At 72.2% G+C, this 13,332-nt stretch carries 14 protein-coding genes; 9 read left to right on the forward strand and 5 right to left on the reverse strand.

Annotated elements, in window-relative coordinates:
* Nucleotides 1–161 precede the first annotated feature (161 nt).
* The 7 genes from ACTIDRAF_RS0207745 (at nt 162) to ACTIDRAF_RS0207775 (ending at nt 6,703) form a co-directional block, all read left to right on the forward strand.
* Complete coding sequence (locus ACTIDRAF_RS0207745; protein ID WP_016698157.1) at nt 162–650, forward strand: hypothetical protein; 489 nt, start codon at nt 162–164, stop codon at nt 648–650.
* Nucleotides 647–1,072, forward strand: a complete 426-nt coding sequence (locus tag ACTIDRAF_RS0207750; protein WP_016698158.1) for a roadblock/LC7 domain-containing protein — start codon at nt 647–649, stop codon at nt 1,070–1,072. The genes ACTIDRAF_RS0207745 and ACTIDRAF_RS0207750 overlap by 4 nt, the downstream gene beginning before the upstream one ends.
* A gap of 52 nt (nt 1,073–1,124) precedes the next feature.
* Nucleotides 1,125–1,481, forward strand: coding sequence for a DUF742 domain-containing protein (locus ACTIDRAF_RS0207755; protein WP_016698159.1), 357 nt, complete (start codon nt 1,125–1,127; stop codon nt 1,479–1,481).
* Nucleotides 1,459–2,040 (forward strand): GTP-binding protein, encoded by a 582-nt coding sequence (locus ACTIDRAF_RS0207760; RefSeq protein WP_016698160.1) that lies wholly within the window; start codon nt 1,459–1,461, stop codon nt 2,038–2,040. Before ACTIDRAF_RS0207755 ends, ACTIDRAF_RS0207760 begins: the two co-directional genes overlap by 23 nt.
* A gap of 49 nt (nt 2,041–2,089) precedes the next feature.
* On the forward strand, nt 2,090–3,325 hold the full coding sequence (locus tag ACTIDRAF_RS0207765; RefSeq protein ID WP_026065881.1) for a styrene monooxygenase/indole monooxygenase family protein: 1,236 nt from the start codon (nt 2,090–2,092) through the stop codon (nt 3,323–3,325).
* Between the two features lie 319 nt (nt 3,326–3,644).
* Nucleotides 3,645–4,892, forward strand: a complete 1,248-nt coding sequence (locus ACTIDRAF_RS0207770; protein ID WP_016698162.1) for a styrene monooxygenase/indole monooxygenase family protein — start codon at nt 3,645–3,647, stop codon at nt 4,890–4,892.
* Nucleotides 4,893–5,146: 254 nt separating this feature from the next.
* Nucleotides 5,147–6,703: a serine/threonine-protein kinase gene (locus ACTIDRAF_RS0207775; protein ID WP_016698163.1), complete on the forward strand. Its 1,557-nt coding sequence runs from the start codon at nt 5,147–5,149 to the stop codon at nt 6,701–6,703.
* Between the two features lie 115 nt (nt 6,704–6,818).
* Here the strand turns inward: ACTIDRAF_RS0207775 and ACTIDRAF_RS0207780 are convergent, their stop codons facing one another.
* Nucleotides 6,819–7,409: a DinB family protein gene (locus ACTIDRAF_RS0207780; RefSeq protein ID WP_016698164.1), complete on the reverse strand. Its 591-nt coding sequence runs from the start codon at nt 7,407–7,409 to the stop codon at nt 6,819–6,821.
* A gap of 87 nt (nt 7,410–7,496) precedes the next feature.
* Complete coding sequence (locus ACTIDRAF_RS0207785) at nt 7,497–7,931, reverse strand: VOC family protein (protein WP_245533470.1); 435 nt, start codon at nt 7,929–7,931, stop codon at nt 7,497–7,499.
* On the opposite strand from ACTIDRAF_RS0207785, the gene ACTIDRAF_RS27765 reads away from it, so the two are divergent.
* Nucleotides 7,930–9,087, forward strand: a complete 1,158-nt coding sequence (locus ACTIDRAF_RS27765) for an RNA polymerase subunit sigma-70 (RefSeq protein ID WP_342626677.1) — start codon at nt 7,930–7,932, stop codon at nt 9,085–9,087. The two genes, ACTIDRAF_RS0207785 and ACTIDRAF_RS27765, sit on opposite strands and share 2 nt — an antisense overlap.
* On the opposite strand, the gene ACTIDRAF_RS0207795 is transcribed toward ACTIDRAF_RS27765, so the two are convergent.
* A complete protein-coding gene (locus tag ACTIDRAF_RS0207795) occupies nt 9,056–10,345 on the reverse strand; it encodes a C39 family peptidase (protein ID WP_016698166.1) in 1,290 nt (429 codons plus the stop codon). The two genes, ACTIDRAF_RS27765 and ACTIDRAF_RS0207795, sit on opposite strands and share 32 nt — an antisense overlap.
* Nucleotides 10,346–10,763: 418 nt before the next feature.
* On the opposite strand from ACTIDRAF_RS0207795, the gene ACTIDRAF_RS0207800 reads away from it, so the two are divergent.
* Nucleotides 10,764–11,354: a rhodanese-like domain-containing protein gene (locus ACTIDRAF_RS0207800; protein WP_052168744.1), complete on the forward strand. Its 591-nt coding sequence runs from the start codon at nt 10,764–10,766 to the stop codon at nt 11,352–11,354.
* A gap of 194 nt (nt 11,355–11,548) precedes the next feature.
* Here ACTIDRAF_RS0207800 and ACTIDRAF_RS27770 read toward each other — a convergent pair whose 3' ends face one another.
* On the reverse strand, nt 11,549–12,259 hold the full coding sequence (locus ACTIDRAF_RS27770; protein ID WP_211215288.1) for a trimeric intracellular cation channel family protein: 711 nt from the start codon (nt 12,257–12,259) through the stop codon (nt 11,549–11,551).
* 315 nt (nt 12,260–12,574) lie between these two features.
* On the reverse strand, nt 12,575–13,332 hold a 758-nt coding region (locus tag ACTIDRAF_RS27775; protein ID WP_016698169.1), incomplete at its 5' end, for a cytochrome P450.

Here is a 13,332-nt window from a genome sequence, read left to right on the forward strand (position 1 = left end):
ACCCCCAGCGGCCGCCGCTGCCCGGCCGCGCCCCCACCTCCCCCGACCGGGGTGCCGTTCGGACCGCCGGCGCCAGTCCGCTCCCCACCAGGACACCGGCCTCCTCGGCGCCTCCCCGCCCTTCCGGTGGCGCGAAACCGACGCCCACCAGTGGATCCGAGGTGAACGGCACCACCAGCGGTGGACTGCCCAAGCGCGCCCCCCGCCGCGCGTCGAGCACCGAGCAGGGCCCGAGGGCCGCGACCGAGCGACCCTCGTCAGCCCAGGCCGCGAAGGCCCTGCACGACGCCCTGGACGGCTTCGAGCTCGGACAGGACGCCGCCAGGAAGGAGACCGCGGCGACGGCTCACGCCGCACCGCCCACCGAGCCGGCCACCGGGCGGGACGGGACCTCGGCACCCGCCGGACCGGAGAGCACCGCCGGATCCGACGCGAGCTCCACCACGAAGGCGGAGGCCGAGCGACCGGACCCGGCGCGCCGCCAGCCGCGCGGCCGGCGCGCCGCGGGCGCGACCCGGTCCGCAGCCACGGCAGGGGAAGCCGACCCCCAGAACTCGGACTCCCCGGCCGACGTCGTCCAGGAGACGGCCCACGCGGGCGGGCGCGAACCAGTGAACCCCACTACGAAGGAGCGGGACGGGCTGACATGAGTCGTCCATCGAGTAATGAGGCGCAGAACCTCGCCTGGCTGGTCAACGACTTCGTCGACCAGGTCCCCGGGGTTACCCACGCGGTGGTCGTCTCCGTCGACGGGCTGCTGCTCACGGCGTCGAAGGACCTGGCGGTCGAGAACGCCGAACAGCTCGCGGCGATGTCGAGCGGTCTGCTCAGCCTCGCGCAGGGCAGTTCCCGCCTCTTCCAACAGGGCGCGTGCGAGCAGACCATCATCAAGATGGAACGGGGCTACCTGTTCATCATGTCGGTCAGCGACGGGTCGTGCCTGACCGTGCTGGCGTCCGGTGAGTGCGAGATGAAGGTCGTCGCCTACCAGATGACCCTGCTGGTGGAGAAGGCCGCGCACGTGCTCTCCCCCGAACTGCGTACCGAGCTGAGCGAGGCGAAGACTTCGTGACCGTCACCCGCCGGCCCGGTGCCGGGGTGACGCGTGAGGAACGAGGAGCGTCGTGACCAACAATCCGCGTAAGAGCGCCCGGGTCCGGCCGTACCTGGTGACCGGCGGGCGCACCCGATCCCGTCGGCCGCTCCTGCTGGAGACTCTCATCTCGGTGGTGGAGTTCGACCCGGCGCTGGAGAAGACCCTGATCCCCGAGTCATGGCGGATCTACGAGCTCTGCCGCAACCGGCAGTCCATCGCCGAGATCTCCACCAGGCTCAAGCTGCCACTCGGCGTCGTCCGGGTGCTGGTCTGCGACCTCAGCGACCAGGGCCGGGTGCGGGTACACGCGACCAGTATCGACAGCGAGCAAGACCAACGAGACCTGCTCGAAAGGGTGCTTCGTGGGCTACAGACCATCTCCTGAGGGCGACGACGCCTCGGCGATCTCCGCGAAGATCGTCATCGCCGGGGGGTTCGGGGTCGGCAAGACGACCTTCGTCGGATCGGTGTCGGAGGTGCCGACGCTCAGCACCGAGGCGCTGATGACGGAGGTCAGCGCCCCGGTCGACGACCTGGAGGAGACTCCGGACAAGACCACCACGACCGTCGCCATGGACTTCGGGCGGATCACCCTGGACTCGGAGCTGGTGCTGTACCTCTTCGGCACCCCGGGGCAACCCCGGTTCTGGTTCATGTGGGACGACCTCGTCCGTGGCGCGCTGGGCGCGGTGATCCTGGTCGACACCCGGCGGCTCTCCGACTGCTTCCCGGCCGTGAACTACTTCGAGAACGACTGCGACGTCCCGTTCATCATCGCGGTGAACCAGTTCGACGACGCACCGGTCTACCCGCTGGAGGAGGTCCGGGAGGCGCTCGCCGTCGGCCCGAACGTCCCCATCGTGAACTGCGACGCCCGGGAGGGCGTCGACGCCAGGGGTGTCCTGACCGAGGCGATCAAGCACGCGCTGGCAGTGACCGGGTGAAGGGGCTCGCCGTGGTCGGCACCGGAACGGTTCGGGGAAAGTGGAGTCGATGCGCAGAATTCTTATCGTGGGCAGTGGGCAGTCCGGCTTACAACTGGCACTGAGCCTCCAGGAGCAGGACTACGAGGTCACCGTGATCTCCGCCCGCACCCCGGAGGAGATACGGAACGCCAGGGTCACCTCCACCCAGGTCATGTTCGACACCGCCCTGCAACACGAGCGGGACCACGGTCTGAACCTCTGGGAGCCGGAGACCCCGCGGATCAAACGCAAACACCTCTCGGCCACCGGACCGGACGGGACCCGGATCGTCAACTGGCACGGCGACTTCAGCGCCTACGCCCAGTCGGTGGACCAGCGGGTGAAGATGGCGACCTGGCTGGAGATGTTCCAGGACCGCGGTGGCAACGTCATCATCCACCCCGCCTCCGTGTCCGACCTGGACGGACTGGCCCGGCTCTACGACCTGACCGTCGTGGCGGCCGGCCGGGGTGAACTGGTCGACATGTTCGACCGGGACCCGACCCGGTCGCGGTTCTCCGGCCCGCAACGGGCCGTGGCCATCGTCTACACCCACGGGCTGGCCCCCGAGGACCCCGACATCACCATCATCGGGATCAACCTCATCGGCGGCCTGGGTGAGCTGTACATCATGCCCGGCCTCACGCACACCGGTCCCTGCGACATCCTCTACGTGTCGGCGATCCCCGGAGGGCCCTTGGACCGCTTCGGCGACTCGCCGGGGCCCCGGGAACAGCTCGACCGGACCGTCGCGCTGTTCCAGGAGTACGCGCCGTGGGAGCGCGACCGGTTCGCGGGGGTGCGGATCACCGACGAGCGGTCCAACCTGACGGGTCGGGTCAACCCGATGGTGCGCAAGCCCGTCGGCCGGCTCCCCTCCGGCGGGGCGGTGCTGGGGATGGCCGACGTCGTCGTGGTCAACGACCCGATCGCCGGCCAGGGCGCGAACAACGCGAGCAAGTGCGCCGCGTCCTACCTGACCAGCATCGTCGAACACGGCGACCGCCCGTTCGACGAGGAGTTCATGACGGCCACCTTCGAGCGGTACTGGGAGTACGCCCAGCACTCCACCCGCTGGTCGAACACCCTGCTGGCGCCGCCCGAGCCGCACGTGCTGGACCTCCTGGCCGCCGGGAACACGCACCCCGCCGTCGGTGACCGCATCACCAACGGCTTCAACAACCCGGCGGACTTCGCGAACTTCCTGTTCGAGGAGGACAAGGCCAGGGCGTACCTGGCCTCGCTCGGCGAACCGGCGGCCTGAGGCCGCCAGGACCACTCGTCCGGGTGCGGTCGGGGGGCCGGGCGGGCGTGTCGGGAGGTTTCCCCGCCCAGCCAGGGGCGGGTGTGCTGGTGTGGGTCCGGCCGGGTGGGCGGTCGGACCCCCGGGAGGAGAACTGACGAAGGAGGACACTGCGGGCCGCCGCCCGGCGCGCGGCGGCCCGGATTCACCTCAACGGGGGGTGGCGGCTCGCGTCCGCGCGAGGAGAGTGGTGCGAGGCGTCGCGAACGTCGGCGAACAGGTGCCTGTCCGGTTGCAGGGGAGAGACCACCGGGCTTTCTCGGACAAGGAAGGAACCGCTGTGCGCAGGATTCTCATCGTCGGAGCAGGGCAGTCCGGGCTGCAGCTGGGGTTGGGGCTGGTGGGTCGTGGCTACGACGTCACCCTGATGTCAGCGCGGACGCCGGAGGAGATCCGCAACGGCCGGGTGATGTCCACCCAGATGATGTTCGGCAGCTCCCTCGCGCACGAGAGGGAACTGGGCGTCGACTTCTGGGCCGACCAGGCGCCCGAGGTGCACGGCCTCGGCGTCTCGGTCGGGGGACCCGACGGCGGCCGGGCCATCAACTGGCTGGGCAGGCTGGACCAGCCGGCGCAGTCCGTCGACCAGCGGGTGAAGATGGCGGGCTGGCTCGAGGAGTTCGAGCGCGCGGGCGGGCACCTGGTCATCCACCCCGTCAGCGTGTCCGACCTGGACTCCCTCACCGTCATGTTCGACCTGACGGTCGTCGCCGCCGGCAAGGGTGAGCTCGTCGACCTCTTCGACCGGGACGCGGCCCGCTCCCACTACACCTCGGCGCAGCGCGCGCTCTCGGTCGTCTACGTCCACGGCCTGGCCCCTCGGCCCGAGCACCCGGACGTCAACGCGGTCCGCTGCAACCTGCTCCCCGGGCTCGGGGAGTTGTTCGTCATGCCCTCCCTGACCCTCAGCGGCCCCTGCGACATCCTGTTCTTCGAGGGGCTCCCGGACGGTCCGCTCGACTGCTTCTCCGACGTGCGCAACGATCCGGAGGCACACCTCGCCAGGACCCTCGACCTCATGCGGCAGTACGTTCCCTGGGAGTACGAGCGGGCGCACGGGGTGGAGCTCACCGACCCGAAGGCGACGCTGGTCGGCGGCTACCCGCCCGTCGTCCGCGAGCCCGTGGGACGCCTGCCCTCCGGCCGGCTCGCCCTCGGCATGGCCGACGTCGTCGTGGCCAACGACCCCATCACCGGCCAGGGGTCGAACAACGCGAGCAAGTGCGCGGCGGTGTACCTGGACGCGATCACCGCGGCCGGGGAGGGGCCACTCGACGAGGCGTTCATGCGCTCCGCCTTCGAGGCCTACTGGGCCGAGGCGGAGACGGTCACCGCCTGGACCAACGCCATGCTCGCGCCACCGGCACCCCACGTGCTGGAGGTGCTCGGCGCCGCCGGTGAGCACCCGGAGGTGGCCGACCGCTTCGCCAACGGCTTCGACAGGCCCTCGGACTTCCGGAACTGGTTGCTCGACCCGGACCGGACACGGTCCTACCTCGCCGAGGTGACCACCTCCCACGCGGCGTAGTCGGGGACGGGGGACGACCCGTGGTCCTGCTCCGAACGGTGTAGTGCTCGGTCGGCCGTCCGGACCGTTCCCCCGGACGGCCGACCGCCCCGCCGTCACCTCGGCGTGAAACACCTGTTCAGTTCCCGGATCAAGGTCCACACGGTGTCGGCGCGTGTTCCCGCGTCGGCTACCGTATGGGGTGTTGGTGCAGATCAACCCCACTCCAGGGTTGGGGTGTGTACGAGGGGTAACCGGTCATCGAAAAGGGGCAAGTGATCGCGGGCCACTACCGTCTGCTGGAGCGGGTGGGCAGTGGCGCCATGGGCGTGGTCTGGCAGGCGCATGACGAGCGCCTGGACAGGATGGTCGCGATCAAGCAGCTGTTGCTCCGGCCGGAGCTGACCGCGCAGGAGACCGAGATGGCGCGGCGCCGCGCCATGCGTGAGGCGCGGATCGCCGCCAGACTGCAACATCCCAACGCCATCGCCATCTTCGACGTCGCCGAGCACAACGGCGACCCGTGCCTGGTCATCGAGTTCCTGGAGTCCAGGAGCCTGGCCGCCGTCCTCGACGACCGCGGTTCCCTGCCGCCCGAGGAGGTCGCCCTCATCGGCAGCCAGGTCGCGGCGGCCCTGGCCGCGGCCCACGCCGCCGGGATCGTCCACCGCGACATCAAGCCGGGCAACATCCTGATCGACTACGGCGGCGTCGCCAAGATCACCGACTTCGGGATCTCCCGCGTCGTCGGTGACGTCACCGTCACCCAGACCGGCATGGTGGCGGGAACTCCCGCCTACCTGGCCCCGGAGGTGGCCAGGGGGCAGGACCCGGCACCCGCCTCCGACGTGTTCGCGCTCGGCATCACCCTCTACCAGGCCGTGGAGGGACGCAGCCCGTACCCGGAGGCACAGAACCAGAACCCGCTCGCGTTGCTGCACGCGGTCGCCGCCGGCCGGCTCGACCCGCCCAGCGAGGCGGCGGGTCCGTTGACCTCGGTGCTCACCAGCCTCCTCCAGCCGGACCCGATCGACCGGCCGACGATGCGCAAGGCCAGCGAGGCGCTGGCCGCCGTGGCCAAGGGCGGTGCCGCACCCTGGATGCCGCAGCCGGTGGCACCGGCGAAGACGGCGGCCGCACCGGTCCCGCCCGAGACGAAGGCGGAGAAGACCCGGGAGGCGCCGTCGCCGATTCCCGCCGAGACCAGGGCGACGACCCGGCCCGGCACGTCGGGTGGTTCCACCGGCGGCGCGGACGGCGGTGGTGTCAACGCGAAGGTGATGGTCATCGCGGCGGTGGTCGTGCTGGTCCTCGGCGGTGGTATCGCCGGGTTCATCATGGTGAACAACGCCACGGGCGACTCCGGGGAGAGCGCGGCACCCTCCGCCAGCCAGAGCGCGGACGAGCCGGTGCCCGGTGAGGACGAGGAGGACGACGAGGGAGTCGTTCCCGACGCCGAGGAGCTGGAGGAGGACTTCGGCGACCCCATCGAGGAGGGCACCGAAACCTCCGCCACGGTCAACCAGTGGGGCAGCGTCGGCCCCTGGCTCCAGCCGTTCTTCGCCAGCCCGGGCAGCGACACCGCGTGGAACATGCTGACGCCGAGGGCGCAGGAGATGTACGGCGGTCGGGAGGGCTTCGCCCAGTACTGGTCCGAGAACGACACCGGGGGTTCCTACCAGGGAATCCACGGCGAGGGAGTGACGGGGGACAACGCCGGCCGGTTGTCGGTGACCCTCAACTACGTCGGGGGCGGCTCCGAGCGGGTGGTCGTGCGGGTGGTGCAGGTCGGCGGCCAGTACCGGATCGACTCCATCCCCGTTCCCCTCTGAGGTCGTCGTGTCGCCGGGGGACCGGCGCCCTCCCACACCGGAGCGCCCCTCCGAGCCGGGCCGGGTGCGCTGACCACCGCCGCCCACGGGGTGGGCGACGGCGGGCCACGCGCTCTCAGCGCTGGCGGAAGCCCTCCGCGACCTCGACCAGGCGTGCGTGGTACGCCGACCACCACTCCGCGGAGCCGGCGGCGACGTCCTCCTGCCCCGGCAGCCGGCCCACGCCACCGTCGAGCAGTTCCCGCACGAGGTCCGCGTGCCCCGCGTGCCGGTGGACCTCCGCCACCACGTGCGCCAGCACCTGGTGCAGGGTGACCGTCGCCCGGTCCGTCGGCCACCACGGCACGTGGCCGACGGCGTCCAGGGCGCACTCGTCGAGGGTGGTGTCGGAGTGGGCCCACACCCGGCGGTACCGGGAGACGATCTCCTCGCGGGACTCCGCCTCGGTCGCCCACATGTCGGCGTTCGGTTCCGCCTCGGGGCCGATCCAGTCCAGCTGTTCGGGATAGGGCCGGCCGAAGGCGTACCCGAGGTAGGCGATCTCCACGGCCGTCACGTGTTTGACCAACCCGAGCAGGTTGGTCCCGGTCGGGGTTACCGGCCGGCGGGCGTCGTACTCGGTGAGCCCCGCCAGCTTCCAGAGCATCGCCTCCCGTGCCTCGTCGAGCAGCCGGCGCAGATCGCGTTTCGCGTGGTTCTGGTTCATGGGGCCACCTTCCGGTTCGTTCGTTGGTCCTGGGGGAGTGGGCGGGAGGCGGGCCGCCTCCCGCCCGGTAGGGGAGGCGGGCCGGGCTCAGCCGCTCGACAGCCCGATGACGTGGCCCTCCGGGTCGGCGAACGCGGCGATGCGGCCCTGCCCCGGCACGTCGACCGGTTCCAGGACCGGGGTCCCACCCAGCCGCTCCGCTCGGGCCAGGGCCGAGTCGACCTCCGCCACCCGGAAGTAGACCGTGATCCCGGTGTAGGGGCTGTCGGGGCCGGCCTGACCGATGCCGCCGACCGGGTCGTCGTCCTCACCGACGAGCGCGTAGCCGCCGTCGATCTCCCGGATCGGCCAGTCGAACATCTCCCGGTAGAAGCGCCGCGCACGAGGAGCGTCGTGACTGGAGATGTCGAACCAGACCGGTGGTTCCGCGTGGTGCCCAGCTGTCATGTCGCTGCCCTCCCTGGGCTCGGTGTGGTGGTTCCGGAAGGGAGACCGACGCCGTGCGGCAGAATCATCGGTCATGACGCGCCCTCCCGGTCCCGATCCGGTGACGAGCGCGCGAGAACCGGACCTGGTCCTGGCGCGGAACGGCGACCAGGACGCCTTCACCCGCCTCGTGCGGCCCCTGCGGCCCGAGCTCCACGCGCACTGCTACCGCCTGCTTGGCTCCGCCCACGACGCCGACGACGCGCTCCAGGAGGCCATGCTGCGGGCCTGGCGAGGGCTGTCGCGGTTCGAGGAACGGGCGTCGCTGCGCTCCTGGCTCTACACGGTCACCACCCGCGCCTGCCTGGACCAGCTCGCCGGACGCCGACGCCGGGCTCTGCCGGTCGACCTGGGCCCGGCGAACACGAACGTGACACCGGGGTCGTCCGGTGCCGAGGTGGCCTGGCTGGAGCCCTACCCGCACGGCGCGCCGGAGGGTGTGTCCCGCGGACCCGAAGCCCGGTACGACCAGCGCGAGGCCGTGGAACTCGCCTTCGTCGCCGCGCTGCAACACCTGCCCGGGAACCAGCGGGCCGCGTTGCTGCTCGTGGAGGTGCTCGGCTACTCCGCCTCCGAGGTGGCGTCCATGATGGGCACCTCGACCGCGTCGGTGAACAGCGCCCTCCAGCGGGCGCGGGTGGGGGTGTCGACGAGGGTTCCTCCCGTCTCACAGCTGCGCACCCTGCGCGCCCTCGGTGACGGCGGGGTCCGGGAGATCGTCACCTCCTACGCCGAGGCGCTGGAACGGGGGGACGCCCGGGCGTTGGTCGCGCTGCTCACCGAGGACGTCACCTGGTCGATGCCTCCGCTGGTGGACTGGTACGCGGGAAGGGACGCGGTGATGGATTTCGCGGTGCGCGTGCCGCTGTCGTCCTGCGGTTCGTGGCGGTATCGGGCGACGACGGCGAACGGGCAGCCGGCGGTGGCCTTCTACCTGCGGGAGCCGGCGGCGGCGGTCCACCGTGCCTGGGTCCGTCACGGTGTTGTCCCTGCGCGGCGATCGGATCGCCGGTCTCACCTCGTTCCTGGGTGTCGAGTACTTCCCGCCGTTCGGGCTGCCGCCCCTGTGGGAGCCGGCGCTGGAGGAGGCGCCGAACTGACCCCGGGCTGGCTCGCCCTTCCCGCGCGGTCGGCCTCCACCGGGCCGGACGGCCCCGGTGTCACGGCAGCGGCGTGTCCGCGTCGTGGATGAGGTAGGCGATGCCCCCGGGCCCGCTGCCTCCCTCGCGTTGGGTGCGCAGCCAGACGGTGTTGAACTGGTCGCGGTCGTAGACCCGGCGCACCGCCTCGTTGTCGGGGGAGGCCGGATCGTTGACGATCACGTTCCCCTCGTCGTCGAATCCGACGACGACGAACAGGTGGCCGTTCGTGCCGTACCCGGCGCCGTCCAGTTCGTCCGACCGGAACGACACGGAGGTGATGACGGGGATGCCCGCCTTGATGTGCTCCTCCAACTCCGTGATGGAGGCCAGCCGCGTGACGTGGGCCCGGAGTCCGAACTGGGCCGCGTAGGCGGTGTTGAACGGCCAGTTCCCGGCGCCCGCGTAGTCGTGGTCGTAGGTGTGCCTGGCCGCGTGGGCCACCTGTGGGTCGACGTAGCCGTCGTCGATCCAGGACAGGTCCTCCTCGGTGGGGCCCGTTCCCCAGTACTCGAGCACCATCGTCGTCGAGGTGGGGCTGCACCACACCTCGCCGCCGCCCCCGTACTCGGGGTACTTTCCCCGGTGCACGTTCTGCGAGTAGCGGGGCACCACGAGTTCCGTCCCCCACGCGCCCGCGCCCGGGCCGGTGGGGACCTCGGAGCGGGAGGGGACGTCGGACACCATCGCCCCCGCCATCACCAGTTCGGGGGTGAGGTCGCTCCCGGCCTCCCGGTACAGCGTGACCCTCAGCTGGTACCCGTCGAAGCGGGTCGTCCCGGCGGCCACGAGGGTGTCCACGTTGACGCGGGCGTGCGAGTCGGACTGCCCGGAGACGGTGGTGCGGAGGATGTGGCTGTCCCCCGAGGCCCAGTCGGCCAGGGTGTACCAGGCGGTGCGCTCGCCCTGGGCGGTGACCGCCCGCACCTCGACCCGCAGCCAGGTCCCCGCCGGCGTGACCGCGTTCCACGACGGGACCAGCTCGGTCGCCGCCAGTTCGTCCCGCCGTTCCGGGGACGTCCAGGTCGCGTACTCGTAGGTGCGGGTACCGCCGGGGCCGTCCCGGTCGATCGTCCCCAACGGCGTGTCCACGACGAGTGCGTCGCCGTCGGGGGTGGCCGCGGTTCCCGCCAGTTCACCCCGCGTCAGGTCGGCCGCGGATCGCCACTCGTGGTACGCGATCGCCGGCTCCTGCCGGTTCCGGGGCGTTTCCCCGGCGTGGGCCGGTGCGGCGGCCGTGGTGAGCAGGGTGAGTCCCACCAGGGCGGCGAGCCCTCGACGGTTCCGGCGTGAGAACGACGTTCCGGTCACGGGCGCTCCTCGGTCGTGGTGGGACGGGCAGGGACTGATGTGACCAGCTTTCAAGTTGTCCCGCTTCCCTGTAAATCCCGCAACCGGTGGGTCCCGGACGGAACGGTCCGCCGTCGGCGGGACGAGCGATCGGCGGACGACGGTGACCACTACGGTTCACTCGGCCGCCTTTCGTCCCAAATTCACCCGATAGTTTGTGTCCGATCGGCTGACGGTCCACGCTGGAGGGCCAGCCCGACGGCGTATTGAAGCGGCCCGGCGCGGGCGGCACCCTGGGTGCGGGGTCGCCGGCCCGCGACGAGGGGAACGTCGTGGGGCGGGCGGAGGCGGCGGGACGCGGGCGCTGTCCTGGGCGACCGGCGGCGTGCCTCCGCTGAGCGCGGGCGTTCGGAGAACGGGAAGAGACGGAGAGCTTCGAGTGACGAGCACTGAAGAGATGTTGCTGCACGCGGCAAACGTGGAGCGTCTGGTCGCGGCGGATCCCGACGTGCGGCTGGTCGACGTCCGGACCGCGTCGGAGTTCGAGACGGTGCGGGTCCCTGGAAGCCACAACCTGCCACTGGACCTGCTCCGCCGGCACCGCTCCGAGCTGCGGGACGCCCACGACGACCCCGTCGTGCTGATCTGCGCGACCGGGACCCGCGCCCGCCAGGCGCGCGGACTGCTGGCCGAAGCCGGCCTCGGCAACGTCGCGGTGCTCGACGGCGGGATCAGCGAGTGGACGGCCAACGGGCACACCGTGACGCGGGGCCGGGCCAGGTGGGAGCTGGAGCGCCAGGTCCGGCTGGTGGCGGGCAGTGTCGTGCTGGCGTCGGTGCTCGCGAGCCTGCGGTGGCCCCGCCTTCGCTGGGTGGCCGCCTTCGTCGGAGGCGGACTGGCCTTCGCCGGGCTCACGAACACCTGCGGCCTCGCCCGGCTGCTGCGGTTCCTCCCCTACAACCGGGCGGGGGAACCGGCGCCGAGCCGGATCGGGGAGGTGCTGGGCGCGAGCCGGTCCGCCCGGCGTTGACCCAGGGCCGCCGGGTGACGACAGGAACGTCGCCCCGGACCGCCCGGTCGTCCCGGCACCGCGGAGTTCACCCGCTCCCGCCGGGGCGGGCCTGAGCGGCGGTGGTCGCCCGGGGAACGGCGACCACGGTGTTCCCCGGGGCCGGCGTCGGAGGGTCTCCCGCGCGAGGCCGCTCGCGGTGCCGGCGCCCGCCCTTACTTGCCGGGGGCGGGAGGCGGTTCCTCGGGCGGGCCGGAGCCCCCCGGCGGATCCGAGCGTCCCCCTCCCCACGTCCGTCCCCTCGGCGCGGTCCAGCCCCGCCACTGGGACACCAGGCACAGCCCGGTGCCGAGCAGGAGCGCCACCAGCACCCCGGCCTCGCGGTGTCCGAGGCTGGCGAGGACCACCAACGCCCCGCTCGCGATCGCGGCACAGGTCGCGTAGAGCGGGCCACCGCCGAAGATCCTGGGGACCTGGCCGAGCATGATGTCGCGCGTCATACCCCCGCCGACGGCGGTGATGGTGCCGAGCAGCACCGCCGGCAGCCAGCCAAGCCCCGCGTCGAGGGTCTTCCCGGCGCCGGCCGCCGCCCAGCAGCCCACGGCCGCCGCGTCCACGACCGGGAACCCCCGCCGCCACAGCGCCCGGTGTTCGAACTGGAGCAGGAACGCCACCAACGCTCCGCCCAGCGCGGTGAGCAGGTAGGCGTAGTCGGTCAACGCCACCGGCGTGCCCTGCTGGAGCAGGGTGTCCCTGATCAGGCCTCCCCCCAACCCCGACACGATCGCGAGCACCAGGAACCCGACGGCGTCGAAGTTCCTGGAGCGGGCGAGCATCCCGCCGAGCACGGCGTTCGCGCCCACCCCGATCAGGTCGACAGTCCGGGTGAGTCCTTCGAGGGCGACCATCGAGCTGGTTCCGTTCACGTCTCGTTCGTTCTCCCTCACACCGGCACGGCGTGCCGGGCCGCCCACGAGCGGGACGGCGCGGTGCGGTGGCAGGAGGGCGGGTGGCGCCCGCGAGTGTCCCACGCGGGCGACCACCCCGTGGCGGAGCAGGGCCGACACCCCGGTGCGGGTACGGGACGGTCGGTGCCGCGCGCTCCGGGCGCGGACCGGCGGCGGAGGCCGCCGCCCCGAGGGCAGCGGCGGGGTCGGCCGTCCCAGGGCCGGGGACGGCCCGGCGGCCACGCCGTGTCTGGCGCGGTGAGCGCGTTCGGCGACCGGGAACCCGTCGCCGGCTCAGCCCCGGTCCGGGCACACGACGGCCCGGAGCCCCCAGCGGGGCCGCATGGCCGCGAGACTGGTGGGTTGGATCCACTGCGGCACCAGCCGGAGGGACGTGCGGGTGAGCAGCCGGGCCAGCATCACGGTCAGCTCGGTCGTGGCGAACACGGAACCCACGCAGCGGTGCGGTCCGGCGGCGAAGGGGAGGTAGGTCGCCGTCGTGGGCTTCTCGTGCACGGGTGAGGCCGGGTCCCACCGTTCGGGGCGGAACCGCAGCGGTTCCGCCCACACGCCCGGCAGCCGGTGGGTGACGTACGGGCTGAACAGGATCGTCGTGCCCGCCGGCACCCGGTGCCCCGACACGGTCAGGTCCACCGCCGCGCTCCTGGCCGACAGCACCGCCGGCGGGTAGAGCCGTAGCGTCTCGTGGACGACACCGCCGAGGAACGTCAGGCGCTTCACCGCCGTCGCCGTCGGGGGTTCCGTGCCGCACTCGGCCAGCACCTCGGCCCGTGCCCGGTCCCACACCCCGGACGTCGAGAGCATCGCGTAGACGGCCCAGGCCATCGCGGCGCTCGTCGTCTCGTAGCCGGCGGCGATCAGGCTCACGGCCTGGTCCCTGATCTCCCCGTCCGACAGGGCGGCCCCTTCCTCGTCCACCCCGTTCACCAACGCCGCGAGCACGTGGTCGTCGGAGTCGACCGTGCCGCCCCGCACCCGCGCGATCTCGCGGCGGATCCGCTCGTCCACCACGGCGCGGGCGGCCGTCGCCC

This window comes from Actinoalloteichus spitiensis RMV-1378, assembly GCF_000239155.1.
In the GTDB taxonomy this organism is placed as follows: domain Bacteria; phylum Actinomycetota; class Actinomycetes; order Mycobacteriales; family Pseudonocardiaceae; genus Actinoalloteichus_B; species Actinoalloteichus_B spitiensis.